Raw genomic sequence first — 13,947 nt, forward strand, 5'->3', positions numbered from 1 at the left:
GGGCTACGCGTCGACGATCGCGAGCAGCAGGTGCCCGCTCGAGACGGTGGCGCCGGCCTCGGCGTTGACCGTGCCGATGACGCCGTCCTTGTGGGCGAGGATCGGCTGCTCCATCTTCATGGCCTCGAGTACGAGCACGAGGTCGCCCTTGACGACCTTGTCGCCCTCGGCGACGGCGACCTTCACGATGGTCGCCTGCATGGGCGCCTTCACGGCGTCGCCCGTGCCGGTGTCGACGGCGTGCGATGCGGCGCGGCGACGAGGCGCGGCACCGGCGGTGCTGGAAGCGGATGACCCGCCGCCGACGATGCGCTTCGGCAGCGTGACCTCGACCCGACGACCCGCGACCTCGACGACGACGCTCATGCGCTCAGCGGGGCCCGCATTGTCGGCGAGTTCGCCCGACCACGGCTCGAGCCGGTTGTCGTACTCGGTCTCGATCCAGCGCGTGTAGATCGAGAACGGCTCGTCGCCGGCCGGCGCGAAGGCCGGGTTGTTCACGATGTCGCGGTGGAAGGGGAGCACGGTCGGCAGGCCCGCCACCTCGAACTCGTCGAGGGCCCGGCGGGCGCGCTCGAGCGCGTCCTTGCGGTCGCGGCCGGTGACGATGAGCTTGGCGAGGAGCGAGTCGAACGCCCCCGAGATCTCGTCGCCCGAGGTGACGCCGGAGTCGATGCGGATGCCGGGGCCGCCCGGGAAGCGGAGCTGGTGCACCGGGCCCGGCGCGGGCAGGAAGCCGCGGCCCGGGTCTTCGCCGTTGATGCGGAACTCGATCGAGTGCCCGGTCGTGACCGGGTCGGCGTAATCGAGCACGCCGCCCTCGGCGAGGCGGAACTGCTCGCGCACGAGGTCGATGCCGGTGATCTCCTCGGAGACCGGGTGCTCGACCTGGAGACGGGTGTTGACCTCGAGGAACGAGACCGTGCCGTCCTGGCCGATGAGGAACTCGCAGGTGCCGGCGCCGACGTAGCCCACCTCGCGGAGGATCGCCTTCGAGGACTCGTAGAGCTGAGCGGTCTGCTCGTCGGTGAGGAAGGGCGCGGGGGCCTCCTCGACGAGCTTCTGGTGACGGCGCTGCAGCGAGCAGTCGCGGGTCGAGACGACGACGACGTTGCCGTGCGCGTCTGCGAGGCACTGGGTCTCGACGTGGCGCGGCTTGTCGAGGTACTTCTCGACGAAGCATTCGCCGCGGCCGAACGCGGCGACGGCCTCGCGGGTCGCCGACTCGAAGAGCTCGGGCACCTCTTCGCGGGTGCGGGCGACCTTGAGGCCGCGGCCGCCGCCGCCGAAGGCGGCCTTGATCGCGACGGGCAGGCCGTGCACGTCGACGAAGTCGAGCACCTCCGAGGCATCCGCCACGGGGTTGAGCGTTCCGGGCGCGAGCGGTGCGCCGACCTTCTCTGCGACGTGGCGAGCGGAGACCTTGTCTCCGAGTCGCTCGATCGCCTCGGGCGAGGGGCCGATCCAGATGAGGCCGGCGTCGATCACGGCGCGGGCGAAGTCGGGGTTCTCGGCGAGGAAGCCGTAGCCGGGGTGCACGGCGTCGGCGCCGGAGCGGCGGGCGACCGAGAGGATCTTGTCGATCACGAGGTAGGTGTCTGCGCTCGTGGTGCCGTCGAGGGCGTACGCCTCGTCGGCGAGCTTCACGTGCCGCGCGTCGCGGTCTTGGTCGGCGTAGACGGCGACGGAACCGAGACCGGCGTCACGGGCGGCCCGGATGACGCGGACGGCGATCTCGCCACGGTTGGCGATGAGGACCTTGGAGATGCGCGGCATAATGCTCAAGCCTATTGGGCGCGCCGGTCGACTCTTTGGGTGCCTTCCACAAAAAGAGCGGATGTCTCTTGCGGACACCGACAATCGACGTGCGGGCTCACTCGTCGGAGGGCCCGCGATTCCAGAGCGACGGCCATGCCACGCCGAGCTCCCGCACGAGGTCGCGGAGGGTCGAGAGCGAGAGGCCGACGACCGTCGACGGGTCGCCCTCGACGCGGCGGATGAAGGGACCCCCGAGACTGTCGATCGTGAAGGCGCCGGCGACGAGCAGCGGCTCGCCGGTGGCGATGTAGGCGTCGATCTCGGCCTCGTCGAGCGCCGCGAAGCGCACGGTCGCGACATCCGCTCGCCCGACGGCCCCGTTCACCCGGCCGCCGCGGTGGTCGATCAGCCAGTGGCCCGACCACAACTCGCCGTGCCCGCCGTTCTGGGCGAGCCAGCGCTGCTTCGCGACGTCGGGCAGGTGCGGCTTGCCGTGGATGGACCCGCCGGTGAGGAACGCCGAGTCGCCGCCGAGGATGAGCCCGTCGATCGGCTCCCCGCCCGGCTCGGCCCCGACGAGGGCCTCGGCCTTCGCCTGTGCGAGCAGCTGCACCATCTCTCTCGCGGCGAGCGGGCCGGACTCGGACTCGCGGGCGGCGACCACCGCCTCCTCGTCGACGCCGGGAGGTGCCGCGATCGGCTCGATGCCGGCCGCGCGAAGGGTCTGCAACCGGGCGGGGGAGGTCGAGGCGAGATAGAGGCGCATGCGTCCATCCTGCCCGCCGGCTCGGCGCTGTGGAATGCTCGATGCATGCCAGAGAACCGTCGCCCCCGTCGAAGCGGTGGGCGCAAGCCCTCGCGATCGCCCCGCCCCGCCCCGAAGCCGCCGGCCACCGACGGCCCCGTCATCGAGCTCGAGGTCGAGCGCGTCGCGCACGGCGGCGTGTTCGTGGCCCGGCACGAGGGACGCGTCGTGTTCGTCGCCGACGCGATCCCGGGGGAGCGGGTCGCCGCTCGGGTCAGCGACCAGGGCAAGGAGAAGTTCTGGCGCGCGGAGACCGTGGAGGTGCTCGATGCATCGCCCGACCGCCGCGAGCACGTGTGGGCGGAGGCATCCGTCGACCGTGCGCCCGAACTGCGGCCCGGCGGTGCCGAGTTCGGCCACATCACCATGGCGCGGCAGCGCGGCCTGAAGGGCGAGGTGCTGCGCGAGGCGCTCTCCCGCATGGCGGGCGTCGAGGTCGACGTCGAGGTCGACCCGGTCGATCCCGCCCTCGCCCCGGGCGTCTCGAGCGACGACGGCACCGGTTGGCGCACGCGGATGCGCCTGCACGTCGGCCCAGACGGCCGTGTCGGACCGTACGCGGCCCGCAGCCACTCGATCGTGCCCGTGGCATCCGTTCCCCTCGCCGTGCCCGAACTGGCCGCTCTCGCGCCGCTCGGCGACCGCTTCCCGGGTGCCGCCGCGATCGATCTGGTCGCCCCGAGCGCTGGCGACCCCGCGATCGTCATGGTCGAGGGCGAACGCCCAGCCCGCGGCGTGCGGCCGACGATCGAGGAGCGCGTGGGCGAGCGCAGCTTCCAGCTCGACCGCGACGGCTTCTGGCAGGTGCATCGCGGCGCGGCAGCGACGCTCACCCGGGCCGTGCAGGAGCTCATCGACGGCGACCTCTTCGACCCGCGCGCAGCCAACCACGACCTCTACGGCGGTGTCGGACTGCTCGCCGCCGCCGTCGGCGACCGCTTCGGCGAGACCGTGCGCATCACAACGGTCGAGTCCGACGCACGCGCGACCGAGCACGCCGGCGCGAACCTCTCGGAGTGGCTCGGTGCCCGCGCCGTGACCGCACGCGTCGACCGGTACCTCGCAGAGCTCGAGGCGGAGTCGAGCACCGCCGAGCGTGCGCGCCTCCGCGACGCGACGATCGTGCTCGATCCGCCGCGCTCCGGCGCTGGGCGCGAGGTCGTCGAACGGCTCGCGGAGCTGCGGCCGCGGCAGCTCGTCTACGTCGCCTGCGACCCGGTCGCGTTCGCCCGCGACGTCGGCCTCTTCCGCGAACGCGGCTACGAGCTCGACGAGCTGCGCGCCTACGACCTCTTCCCGAACACCCACCACGTCGAGGCAGTCGCCCGCCTCCGCGCTATCGTGTGAACGTGGAAGAGGGGGACGTCGGGGCTGCGCCGCCGACACGAGCATCGGATGCAGCGGCGACGGTCGCGATCGTCGACGACCACGAAGCGGTGCGACTCGGCCTGCGCGCGGCGTGCCGCGACGCGGGCTACGACGTGGTGGTCGACGCCGCGAGCGTGCCGGAGCTGCTCGAGGGCCTCGCCGGTCGCGCGTGCGACGTGGTCGTGCTCGACCTCTCGCTCGGCGACGGTTCCTCGGTGACCGAGAACGTGCGGGCCGTGCTCGCCACCGGCAGCGCCGTGCTCGTGCACAGCATCGCCGATCGCGTCGCGGCGGTGCGCGAGTCGCTCGCGGCAGGTGCCGCCGGCGTGATCCCGAAGGCCTCGCCGATGTCCGCGGTGATCAGCGCGATCGCCACGGTCGCCAGGGGCGAGGTGCTCAACAACGTCGAGTGGGCGAGCGCCATCGAGGCCGATCGCGACTTCGCGAAGGCACAGCTCGGTCGCCGCGAGCACGACGTGCTGCACCTGTACGCGTCGGGGCTCCCGCTGAAGCTCGTCGCGGCCCAGCTCGGCATCGCGCACTCGACGGCCCGCGAGTACCTCGACCGCGTTCGGGCGAAGTACATCGAGGTCGGCCGCCCTGCGCCGACGAAGGTCGACCTGCTGCGCCGTGCCGTCGAAGACGGGATCCTCCCCGGACTCGACGATGGTGGAGATGCCCGCCGTTGACTGGCGGGTGACGCGACTCTCGCGTCGCCGCTCCACGGTGACCCGGGCCCAGGTCGAGACCGTCGTGGGCCGTGCGCTCGGCCTGTTCGGGCTCGTGTTCGGAGCCCAGACCGTGCCGATGGCGCTCGTGCAGGCCGGCGCGCTCATGCCCGGCGCAGGTGCCGCGCTCATGGCGGTGATGTACGGCGCGATCGTCGGCCTCGCGGTCGCGACCGTCACGAAGGTCGCGGTGCGCACCGCGTGCCTCGCCTTCGCGCTGCTGTACGCGCTCGCACTCGTGGCATGGCCGTTCCTCGTCGACGATCCGGGGGCCCTCGACGGTGCCGCGCCGTGGCTGTACTACCTGTGCACCGTCGCGACCACGGCAGCGGTCGTCGCGGTACCGCCGGCCTGGGCGGCCGTGTACACGCTCGTCGTTCCGGCGGGGTACGGGGTGATCCGACTCCTGCCGTCCGGTGGCGACGCCGGACCGCTGCTCGCGGTGCTCGACGCGATGTACGCGGTCGTGCTGGGCGTCGTCGTGCTCGTCATCGTGACGATGCTGCGCCAGGCCGCCGGAGCGGTCGACGGCGCGCAGGAGGCGGCCCTGGAACGCTACGACGTGGCCGCGCGCCTGCATGCGAACGAGATCGAGCGGGTCAAGGTCGACGCGCTCGTGCACGACAGCGTGCTGACCACCCTGCTCTCCGCTGCGGCGGCGACGACGCCCGACCAGCAGCAGCTCGCGGCGCGGATGGCCCGCGACGCCGTGCAGCGACTCGACGAGGCAGGCGCCACCGGGCCCCGGGCGCTCGACCGGGTCGGGCTTCCCGTGCTGGTGCGGCGGCTGCGCGCCGCGCTCACGACGTTCACCACGCCGTTCACGGTGCGCGTCGTGAACGCCGGCGGAGTCGAGTTGCCGGTCGAGGCCGTCGAGGCCCTGTACGCGGCGGCCGTGCAGGCCATGGTCAACAGCCTGCAACACGCCGACGAGCCGGGCCTGTCCACGAGACGCGAGCTCCGCATCAGGGGCGTGCGCGCAGGCGGCTGCGTCATCGAGATTGCCGACAGCGGCCGCGGGTTCATCATCGAGCAGGTGCCCGCCGAGCGCCTCGGCCTGCGCGTCTCGATCGAGGAGCGAATGGTCAACGCGGGCGGTGCCGCGCACGTCGAGTCGCGCATCGGACACGGGACGACGGTCACCCTGGCGTGGCCGCAGGGGGCGGGTGGCGGCGCATGATCTCCATTCCCCGCTGGCTGCTGCTCGTGCTCGGCGCCCTGTTCTCGGCCTACCACGTCGTGCTCGGCATCTACTCCCTGGGCCAGGCAGCGTCGCCGTGGCCCGCGGTCGTGGCGCTGCTGCTCTACTCGACGGCCACGACGCTGAGCCTCTGGCCCGCGAAGCGCGTGCGCATGCCCGACTGGCTCGCGGCGTTCGACCTCGCCGTCTCCATCGTGATGCCGTTGCTGGTGACGAGCCAGCTCGACCCCGCCGCCGAGAACGGGTACGCCACGTGGTACGTCGCCGCGGTCGGCACGCTCATGACCATCACCGCGGCGAGGCGTCAGCTGACGGCGGCATGGCTCGGGGTCATCGCGCTCGCGGTGTAGAGCATCGTCTGGGCGGGGCCGTTCTCGCTCGGCGGGCTCGGCGTGATCGGCAGCATCGTCTGGGTGGGCATCGCGCACATGCTGACCAGTGCGCTGACCAGTGCCGCGCGCGAGACGCGGCGCTACGCGCAGGCAGAGCGGGAGGCCGCTGCATGGCAGGCCGCGCAGGACGCCCACCTGTTCGAGGGGCGAATGCGCCTGGCGCACACGAATCGACTCGCAGCGCCGATGCTGCGCCGCATCGCGGATCGCGGCGGCGCGCTCACCGCGGCGCAGCAGGCCGAGTGTCGCATGCTGGAGGCGGCCATCCGTGATGAGATCCGCGGCCGGATGCTGCTGACCGATGCGGTGCGGTTCGAGGTGCAGCGCGCCCGCGCCCGCGGCATGACCGTCACCCTCCTCGACGAGGGCGGAATCGACGACCTCGACGAGGCGACGCGGAATCGGGTGCTCTCGCGTCTCGCCGACGCGGTCGCGGGCTCGTCGGCCGATCGGATCATCGTGCGCACGGCGGCTGAGGCGTCGCCCGTTGCGGTCACGGTCGTGGGGCTCCGCGAGTCGGTCGGCGCCGCGGCGGACACCGACGAGGCCGAGGTCGAGCTGTGGCTGGAGATCCCTCGGGAGTTCTGAACCCGGCCGGGAGTGAACCCGGCTGGGAGTGAACCCGGCTGGACATGAAGGTGGGGGGCCGATCCGAGATCGACCCCCCATCAAGCCCGAGTCACCGCGACAACCCGAATGTCGCCCTGACTCGCCCCCAACTGCCATCGGTTACCCGACCGGTGGCGGTGGCGACTCCTGTGGAGCCTGCACTGTCCATATTGGTGCACGATCCGAAATTCGCACAGTCATCATTTCGGGGGACAAGCGCTGTCCCCCATTCTCCGAATCCGAGACGTTCCGGGCGCAGGACACGAAGCGGCGCCGCCCGGCCACCGGATTTCGGGGGACATCCGGTCAGGCTCCGGCGCGCGCCCAGCGGCCGGGCCCGACCTCAAGCGGCCGGCGCATGGCGCCACCGCTGCGGACCCAGGCGCTGCGGCCCGGGTCGACGGATGCCTCGGCCGCCGTCTGCTCGTCGAGGGCAGAGAGCAGCACGGCGGTGACCGCTGCGGCGTCTTCAGGGGTGACCACTCGGGTCTCGAAGCGCAGCGCGTCAGCGCGTTCGTCGATGTCGTCGCTCATGTCGTTCGCCCCTACAGCGGGATGTTCCCGTGCTTCTTGGCCGGCAGGCTCGCGCGCTTCGTGCGGAGCGCCCGGAGCGCCTTCACGACGGCCACGCGGGTCGCCGCGGGCTCGATCACGCCGTCGAGCTCGCCGCGTTCGGCGGCGAGGAAGGGCGAGGCCACGTTGTACGTGTACTCGTTGGCGAGCTTCGTGCGCACGGCCGCGACATCTTCGCCGGCCTCTTCTGCGCGCTTGATCTCACCGCGGTAGAGGATGTTCACGGCGCCCTGACCGCCCATGACGGCGATCTCGGCGGTCGGCCAGGCGAGGTTGATGTCGGCGCCGAGCTGCTTGGAGCCCATGACGATGTAGGCGCCGCCGTAGGCCTTGCGCGTGATGACCGTGACGAGCGGCACGGTGGCCTCGGCGTAGGCGTAGAGCAGCTTCGCGCCGCGTCGGATGACGCCGGTCCACTCCTGATCGGTGCCCGGGAGGTAACCCGGCACGTCGACGAGGGTCAGGATCGGGATCGAGAACGCGTCGCAGAATCGCACGAAGCGCGAGGCCTTCTCGCCGGCCGCGATGTTCAGCGTGCCCGCCATCTGGCTCGGCTGGTTGGCGATGATGCCGACCGAGCGACCCTCGATGCGGGCGAAGCCCACGACGATGTTCGGGGCGAAGAGGGGCTGCACCTCGAGGAAGTCCCCGTGGTCGACGATGCCCTCGATGACCGAGTGCATGTCGTAGGGCTGGTTCGGCGAATCGGGGATGACGGTGTTCAGGCGCCGGTCTTCGTCGGTGATCTCGAGTTCGACCTCGGCGTCGTACACCGGGGCATCCGTCATGTTGTTGTCGGGAAGGAACGAGATGAGGGTGCGCGCGTAGTCGAGCGCGTCGGACTCGTCGCTCGCGAGGTAGTGGGCGACGCCCGAGACGGTGTTGTGGGTGAGCGCGCCGCCGAGCTCCTCCATGCCGACGTCCTCGCCCGTGACGGTCTTGATGACGTCGGGTCCGGTGACGAACATCTGGCTGGTCTTGTCGACCATGATCACGAAGTCGGTGAGGGCGGGGGAGTACACCGCGCCGCCGGCGGCAGGGCCGCAGACGATCGAGATCTGCGGGATGACGCCCGACGCCTGGGTGTTGCGGCGGAAGATCTCGCCGTACTTGCCGAGGGCGACGACGCCCTCCTGGATGCGGGCTCCGCCCGAGTCGAGGATGCCGATGATCGGCACCCCCGTCTTCAGCGCGAGCTCCATGACCTTGATGATCTTCTCGCCTGCGACCTCGCCGAGCGAGCCGCCGAAGATCGTGAAGTCCTGCGAGTACACGGCCACCTGGCGGCCGTGGATGGTGCCGGTGCCCGTGACGACGGCGTCGCCGTAGGGGCGCTTGCCCTCCATGCCGAACGCGTGCGTGCGGTGCCGCACGAACTCGTCGAGCTCGACGAACGAGCCTGGGTCGAGCAGCTCGGCGATGCGCTCGCGCGCTGTCATCTTGCCCTTGGCATGCTGCTTCTCGATCGCCGCCTCACCCGACGCCGTCACGGCTTCGTGGTAGCGCAGCTTGAGGTCGGCGAGCTTGCCGGCGGTCGTGGAGAGGTTGGGGCCGTCAGTCGCTTCGGTCACGCCGTTCACTCTACCGCTGAGCACTTGGCCGACTTCCTTGACGGATTCCTACAAAAACAGCCGCGCCTCTGGTGGCAATCGCCATGCGCGTGGGCTCGCGCACGGCTGGGTAGGGTGATCGCATGGATTGGGAGCGATCGCGCGCGGCGGTGCTGCGGTTCGAGTTCCGCGACGAGGTCGGATCGACGAACGACGAGCTGCGTGCAGCCGCGAGCGGTCCGGATGCCGCGGAGTGGGGCCACGGTGCCGCGCTCGTCACCGACAACCAGACGCACGGGCGAGGCCGTCTCGGCCGGGTCTGGCTGGCCCCCACGGGCAAGACCCTCGCGATCTCGGTGCTCCTGCGCCCCGAACTCGACGGCGGTGCGCCGCTGCCGCCCGACGCCTACGGCTGGATCCCGCTCATCGCAGGGGCGGCGATGACCGAGGCGGTGCGTCGCGCCGTCGAGCTGCACGTGCCGCCGGGCACGGCGGGCACCGGTGGTGCGACGGTCGGTTCGACGTCGTCGCCGGCCGAGCAGGAGGCGCCCGCGGCATCCGCGCGCCCGAGCCGTCGGCGTCTCCGTGCCGAGGAGGCCGAAGGGCCCGACGACAGCGGCGGGGTCGACGTCGAGCTCAAGTGGCCGAACGACGTGCTCGTGTCGGGGTACAAGATCTGCGGCATCCTCTCCGAACTGCTGCCGGACTCCGGGGCGGTCATCGTCGGCGCCGGCCTCAACCTCACCCTCGACGAACACGACCTGCCCACCCTGACCTCCACGTCGCTGCTCCTCGTCACCGGCGCGCAGCCCGACGCCGACGCCGTGCTCGCCGACTACCTCGCCACGTTCCTCGAGATGTTCGGCGCATTCGTGGCGTCGGGGGCGGATGCCGCGGCGAGTGGTGTGGCCGCCCGGGTCGCCGAGCTCTGCGGCACGATCGGCAGTGAGGTGCGCGTCGAACTGCCGGGCGACCGGGAACTCCTCGGGCACGCGGAGCGGCTCGACGTCGACGGCCGACTCGTCGTGATCGACCGTGAGAACGGCGAGCCGTGGTCTGTCGCCGCGGGAGACGTGACCCACCTGCGGTATTAATGGGCGTATGAGGCCTGCCGTGACACCCGAGTCGGTCGTGCCGGCGGCGCAGCCGCCCGAGCGCGTCGTCGCGAGGCTGCGACGGCACGCCCGAGTGCTGATCCTTCCCTCGATCCTGCTCATCGCGGTCGCCGGGGCGGCCGCCTACGGTGCGAGCATCGTCCGCGAGGCCTGGCAGGTGCTCGCGGTCATCGGCGGGGCGCTGCTCATCGTGCTGCTCGGCTCGTTCCTGCCGTTCCTCGCCTGGCTCACGCGGCGCACGACGATCACGACCCGGCGGGTCATCGGCCGAAGCGGCGTCTGGGTGCGCGTGCGGCAGGAGATGCTGCTGAGTCGAGGGCGCGACGTCACGGTGCGTCGAACCTGGGGCCAGGGCGCCTTCGGATCGGGCGACGTGCAGATCGACACGGGCCACGAGAAGCCGTTCGTGCTGAAGGACGTGCCGAAGCCCGCGCTCGTGCAGGGCGCGCTGCAGGAGCTCATGGGCGAGGAGCAATCGCGCGTCGCAGAGCGTCGGCGCGCCGAGCAGACGATGCTCGACGGCGACACCGTGGCCTGGGGCGGACGCTGAACCTGAGCGATCGTGCAGCGGGACGTCGATAAAGGACGTAACGTGGACAGGTGGTCTCGCGTCGCCCGAGCGCGAGCCGCACGATGAAGGGTTTCTCTTGGCCGACGAATGCAAACACGGTTTCGATGACGGCCTCTGCGCCATCTGCTTCCCCCCGCCCGAACCCGAGGCGAAGCCCGCGCCCGCCCCGGTGCCCCGATCGGCTCGGTCGACCACGACGCGCAGCGGCCGGCCCCCGGCGCGAGTGCCCGGTGCCTCGCGCCCGACGATCGCGTCGGACGCGCCGCGCCTCGACCTGAAGGCGATGCGCATCTACCACGTGACGCACATCGACAACCTGCCGCCCATCCTCGACGCCGGTGCACTGCTCGCCGACGCCGCGGGAGCGGCTCCGGTGGTCGACCTCGCCGCACCGCACGCGCGCGAGTACCGGCGCGGTGCTGCGATCGACGGCACCGATGCCGTCGTCGCCGACTATGTGCCGTTCCTGCTCACGACCGATGCGCACGTCTGGAACGCGGTGCGCACCGCGACGCCCGACCCGCGTCTCGGCGAGGATGCGGTCAAGCGCGCTCCGGCCGACTTCGTGATCTTCGTCAGCTCCCTCACGAGCGCCCAGGCCGGCAAGGCCGAGGTGGCCGGCACCATCGTCGTCAGCGAATCGGATGCCGCCGTCACCGGCGCAGCCGTCGCGACCGAGTGGGGCGACGTGCAGCGACTGCTGCAGCGTCTGCACCGCGATGAAGAGGGTGCGGGCCTCGACGGTGCCGAGTTGCTCGTGCGCGAGTGCCTTCCCCTCGATGACGTCGCGCTCATCGCCGTCGCCAACGAGCCCGTGCGCGACCGGGTGCGGGCCGAGCTCGCCGGCGCGGGCGTGCGTGCCCGCGTCGCGGTGTACCCGCCCTGGTTCCAGCCGACCGCCGAGTCCGCGGAGTAGGTCAGGTCGTGGGGGCGTTCGTCGGCGACGACGCCCCCTCAGGCTCCTCGAAGATGGCGCGCTGCGCCTCTTCGACGCGGGCCAGGTTCGAGAGCCCGTCGGCCCGGTGGTGCCCGAAGACCCAGTATCGGTAGAGCACGAAGCGGAACGCCGTTCCGAGGCCGAGACCGACCACGTTGGTCGCGATGTTGTCGGCCACGAGCGTCGTGTATCCGAGCCAGTGATGGCTGATCCACAGACATCCGAGCGCGATCGCCATGCCCCCGAGCGAGACGATCGCGTACTCGGCGAACTCGCGCAGGTAGTTGCGGCGGCGGTGGTTGCGGAACGTCCAGTAGCGGTTGCCCAGCCAGTTGAAGACGATGGCGACGCTCGTCGAGATCGTCTTCGCCCCGATCGCCGACTGCGCCCAGTGGCCTTCGCCGAAGGCCCCGAGCCGCAGCAGGTTGAAGAGCGCGACGTCGATGACGAGGCCGATCAGGCCGACGACGCCGAACTTCACCGCGTAGGCGAGCAGGCCGTTCCAGAGGCGTTCGAGGGCGCTCGCGAAGCGGGTGGACACCGGCACATCCTATGCGCTCGGGCGCGGCCTAGACTGAACTGGGCGCCCGTGCGGGCGCCGATGGCGGCGGTGAACGGAGTGCATGGCGTGCGGGTCGGAGTGATCGGTGGAGGGCAGCTCGCCCGGATGATGATCCCCGCGGCGATCGAACTCGGAGTCGATCTCCGGGTGCTCGCCGAGGCCGAGGGCATGTCGGCTGCGATCGCGGCCGACCGGGTCGGCGACTACACCGACGTCGCGACCGTGCTCGCGTTCGCGCGCGAGGTCGACGTCGTCACGTTCGACCACGAGCACGTGCCGCAAGACGTGCTGCGCGCCCTCGTCGACGCCGGCGTGCCCGTGCACCCCGGCCCCGATGCACTGCGCATCGCGCAGGACAAGCTGGTGATGCGCGAGCGCCTCTCCGAACTCGGTCTTCCGGTGCCCGACTGGGCACGTGTCGAGACGGCCTCCCAGCTCGACGACTTCATCGCCGACCATGGCGGCGTGGCGGTCGTGAAGACGCCGCGCGGCGGTTACGACGGCAAGGGCGTGCGCGTCGTGCGCAGCGCCGCCGAGGTCGCCGAGTGGTTCGCCACGATCGCCGAAGACGGCAGCGCCGGAGCCCTCCTCGTCGAGGAGCTCGTCGACTTCCGCCGCGAACTCGCCCAGCTCGTGGCCCGGCGCCCCTCCGGCGAGGTCGTCGCCTGGCCGCTCGTCGAGACCGTGCAGGTCGGCGGGGTCTGCAGCGAGGTCATCGCGCCGGCGCCCGGATCGGCGGGCCGGCTGGCGGATGTCGCGGCCGATGTCGCGATCACGATCGCCGAGGGCCTCGGGGTCACCGGCGTGCTCGCCGTCGAGCTCTTCGAGACGAGCGACGAGCGGATCCTCGTCAATGAACTCGCGATGCGGCCGCACAACAGCGGCCACTGGTCGATGGACGGGGCGACCACCGGGCAGTTCGAGCAGCACCTGCGTGCGGTGCTCGACCTGCCGCTCGGCGCCACCGGCAGCCGCGACGCCTGGTCGGTCATGGTCAATGTGCTCGGCGGGCCGGTCGAAGGCTCGCTCGCCGACCGCTACTCGGCCGCGCTCGCCGGCCACCCCACCGTGAAGGTGCACAACTACGGCAAGGCGCCGCGGCCGGGTCGCAAGATCGGTCACGTCACGGCCACGGGTGACGATCTCGACGCCGTCGTCTACGAGGCCCGGGCCACTGCGGCGTTCTTCCAGGACTGACGCGTCGGTCTCGGCCGCGTGCCCTGCGGTCATCTCACAGCGCACGGCCCTACACTCGATCAAGTGATTGAGACGAACACCGCACCCCTCGTCGGCGTCGTGATGGGTTCCGACTCCGACTGGAACGTGATGCAAGAGGCTTCCGCCCTGCTCGACGAGTTCGGCGTCGCGCACGAGGTCGAGGTCGTCTCAGCGCACCGTACGCCCGAGAAGATGATCGCCTACGGCAAGGAGGCGGCCGGGCGCGGCCTCAAGGTCATCATCGCCGGCGCCGGCGGCGCCGCGCACCTGCCCGGCATGCTCGCCTCGGTGACGACGTTGCCCGTGGTCGGCGTGCCCGTGCCGCTGTCGCGCCTCGACGGCCTCGACTCGCTGCTCTCCATCGTGCAGATGCCCGCCGGCGTGCCCGTCGCGACCGTCTCGATCGGCGGGGCCAAGAACGCCGGCCTCATCGCGGTGAAGATCCTCGCGACGGCCGATGACGCCCTCACGACGGCGCTCGCCGACTATGCGACCGACCTCGCGGCACTCGTCGAAGAGAAGAACGAACGGCTCAAGCGGAACCGATGACGCTCGCCGCA

At 71.5% G+C, this 13,947-nt stretch carries 15 protein-coding genes; 10 read left to right on the forward strand and 5 right to left on the reverse strand.

Features of this window, described 5'->3' with window-relative positions; all coding sequences use genetic code 11:
- Positions 1 to 3 precede the first annotated feature (3 nt).
- Both JOE59_RS03535 and JOE59_RS03540 read right to left on the reverse strand, forming a co-directional pair.
- Positions 4 to 1,776: an acetyl/propionyl/methylcrotonyl-CoA carboxylase subunit alpha gene (locus tag JOE59_RS03535; RefSeq protein WP_204458958.1), complete on the reverse strand. Its 1,773-nt coding sequence runs from the start codon at positions 1,774 to 1,776 to the stop codon at positions 4 to 6.
- Between the two features lie 97 nt (positions 1,777 to 1,873).
- Positions 1,874 to 2,524 carry a Maf family protein gene (locus JOE59_RS03540; RefSeq protein WP_204458959.1) on the reverse strand — a complete coding sequence of 217 codons (651 nt, stop codon included), beginning with the start codon at positions 2,522 to 2,524 and terminating at the stop codon, positions 1,874 to 1,876.
- A 45-nt stretch (positions 2,525 to 2,569) separates the two neighbouring features.
- Between JOE59_RS03540 and JOE59_RS03545 the strand changes: the two genes are divergently transcribed.
- From JOE59_RS03545 to JOE59_RS18660, 5 genes are read left to right on the forward strand one after another with little or no spacing between them, the layout of a single operon-like run.
- Positions 2,570 to 3,910 (forward strand): class I SAM-dependent RNA methyltransferase, encoded by a 1,341-nt coding sequence (locus JOE59_RS03545; RefSeq protein WP_204458960.1) that lies wholly within the window; start codon positions 2,570 to 2,572, stop codon positions 3,908 to 3,910.
- A 2-nt stretch (positions 3,911 to 3,912) separates the two neighbouring features.
- Positions 3,913 to 4,620 (forward strand): response regulator transcription factor, encoded by a 708-nt coding sequence (locus JOE59_RS03550; protein WP_204458961.1) that lies wholly within the window; start codon positions 3,913 to 3,915, stop codon positions 4,618 to 4,620.
- Positions 4,607 to 5,839, forward strand: a complete 1,233-nt coding sequence (locus JOE59_RS03555; RefSeq protein WP_204458962.1) for a sensor histidine kinase — start codon at positions 4,607 to 4,609, stop codon at positions 5,837 to 5,839. Before JOE59_RS03550 ends, JOE59_RS03555 begins: the two co-directional genes overlap by 14 nt.
- The gene (locus tag JOE59_RS18655; RefSeq protein ID WP_239560083.1) at positions 5,836 to 6,210 is read left to right on the forward strand and encodes a DUF8320 family protein; all 375 of its coding nucleotides are present in this window, start codon (positions 5,836 to 5,838) and stop codon (positions 6,208 to 6,210) included. Before JOE59_RS03555 ends, JOE59_RS18655 begins: the two co-directional genes overlap by 4 nt.
- Before the next feature lie 42 nt (positions 6,211 to 6,252).
- On the forward strand, positions 6,253 to 6,840 hold the full coding sequence (locus JOE59_RS18660; RefSeq protein ID WP_239560088.1) for a hypothetical protein: 588 nt from the start codon (positions 6,253 to 6,255) through the stop codon (positions 6,838 to 6,840).
- Between the two features lie 327 nt (positions 6,841 to 7,167).
- Here the strand turns inward: JOE59_RS18660 and JOE59_RS03565 are convergent, their stop codons facing one another.
- Together JOE59_RS03565 and JOE59_RS03570 are read right to left on the reverse strand one after the other, a co-directional pair.
- Positions 7,168 to 7,395, reverse strand: a complete 228-nt coding sequence (locus JOE59_RS03565) for an acyl-CoA carboxylase subunit epsilon (protein ID WP_204458963.1) — start codon at positions 7,393 to 7,395, stop codon at positions 7,168 to 7,170.
- A gap of 11 nt (positions 7,396 to 7,406) precedes the next feature.
- Positions 7,407 to 9,005 carry an acyl-CoA carboxylase subunit beta gene (locus JOE59_RS03570; protein WP_204458964.1) on the reverse strand — a complete coding sequence of 533 codons (1,599 nt, stop codon included), beginning with the start codon at positions 9,003 to 9,005 and terminating at the stop codon, positions 7,407 to 7,409.
- Between the two features lie 122 nt (positions 9,006 to 9,127).
- On the opposite strand from JOE59_RS03570, the gene JOE59_RS03575 reads away from it, so the two are divergent.
- From JOE59_RS03575 to JOE59_RS03585, 3 genes are all read left to right on the forward strand, one after another.
- Positions 9,128 to 10,078, forward strand: a complete 951-nt coding sequence (locus JOE59_RS03575) for a biotin--[acetyl-CoA-carboxylase] ligase (protein WP_204458965.1) — start codon at positions 9,128 to 9,130, stop codon at positions 10,076 to 10,078.
- A 19-nt stretch (positions 10,079 to 10,097) separates the two neighbouring features.
- The gene (locus JOE59_RS03580; protein ID WP_307836935.1) at positions 10,098 to 10,649 is read left to right on the forward strand and encodes a PH domain-containing protein; all 552 of its coding nucleotides are present in this window, start codon (positions 10,098 to 10,100) and stop codon (positions 10,647 to 10,649) included.
- 97 nt (positions 10,650 to 10,746) lie between these two features.
- Complete coding sequence (locus JOE59_RS03585; protein ID WP_204458967.1) at positions 10,747 to 11,586, forward strand: DarT ssDNA thymidine ADP-ribosyltransferase family protein; 840 nt, start codon at positions 10,747 to 10,749, stop codon at positions 11,584 to 11,586.
- 1 nt (position 11,587) lies between these two features.
- Here the strand turns inward: JOE59_RS03585 and JOE59_RS03590 are convergent, their stop codons facing one another.
- Positions 11,588 to 12,148 carry a GtrA family protein gene (locus tag JOE59_RS03590; RefSeq protein WP_307836936.1) on the reverse strand — a complete coding sequence of 187 codons (561 nt, stop codon included), beginning with the start codon at positions 12,146 to 12,148 and terminating at the stop codon, positions 11,588 to 11,590.
- Between the two features lie 69 nt (positions 12,149 to 12,217).
- On the opposite strand from JOE59_RS03590, the gene JOE59_RS03595 reads away from it, so the two are divergent.
- Both JOE59_RS03595 and purE read left to right on the forward strand, forming a co-directional pair.
- Positions 12,218 to 13,366: a 5-(carboxyamino)imidazole ribonucleotide synthase gene (locus tag JOE59_RS03595; protein WP_307836937.1), complete on the forward strand. Its 1,149-nt coding sequence runs from the start codon at positions 12,218 to 12,220 to the stop codon at positions 13,364 to 13,366.
- Positions 13,367 to 13,468: 102 nt separating this feature from the next.
- Positions 13,469 to 13,936: a 5-(carboxyamino)imidazole ribonucleotide mutase gene (gene purE / locus JOE59_RS03600; protein WP_204463239.1), complete on the forward strand. Its 468-nt coding sequence runs from the start codon at positions 13,469 to 13,471 to the stop codon at positions 13,934 to 13,936.
- The last annotated feature ends 11 nt before the right edge of the window (positions 13,937 to 13,947 follow it).

The sequence above is a fragment of the Agromyces cerinus genome, from assembly GCF_016907835.1.
Lineage (GTDB): Bacteria > Actinomycetota > Actinomycetes > Actinomycetales > Microbacteriaceae > Agromyces > Agromyces nitratus.

What these genes read in the sequence shown, in the direction of transcription:
- JOE59_RS03535 (WP_204458958.1), bottom strand. Translation starts at nt 1,776, where the DNA reads ATGCCGCGCATCTCCAAGGTCCTCATCGCCAACCGTGGCGAGATCGCC.
- JOE59_RS03575 (WP_204458965.1), top strand. Translation starts at nt 9,128, where the DNA reads ATGGATTGGGAGCGATCGCGCGCGGCGGTGCTGCGGTTCGAGTTCCGC.
- JOE59_RS18655 (WP_239560083.1), top strand. Translation starts at nt 5,836, where the DNA reads ATGATCTCCATTCCCCGCTGGCTGCTGCTCGTGCTCGGCGCCCTGTTC.
- JOE59_RS03555 (WP_204458962.1), top strand. Translation starts at nt 4,607, where the DNA reads ATGCCCGCCGTTGACTGGCGGGTGACGCGACTCTCGCGTCGCCGCTCC.
- purE (WP_204463239.1), top strand. Translation starts at nt 13,469, where the DNA reads ATGGGTTCCGACTCCGACTGGAACGTGATGCAAGAGGCTTCCGCCCTG.
- JOE59_RS03540 (WP_204458959.1), bottom strand. Translation starts at nt 2,524, where the DNA reads ATGCGCCTCTATCTCGCCTCGACCTCCCCCGCCCGGTTGCAGACCCTT.
- JOE59_RS03545 (WP_204458960.1), top strand. Translation starts at nt 2,570, where the DNA reads ATGCCAGAGAACCGTCGCCCCCGTCGAAGCGGTGGGCGCAAGCCCTCG.
- JOE59_RS03565 (WP_204458963.1), bottom strand. Translation starts at nt 7,395, where the DNA reads ATGAGCGACGACATCGACGAACGCGCTGACGCGCTGCGCTTCGAGACC.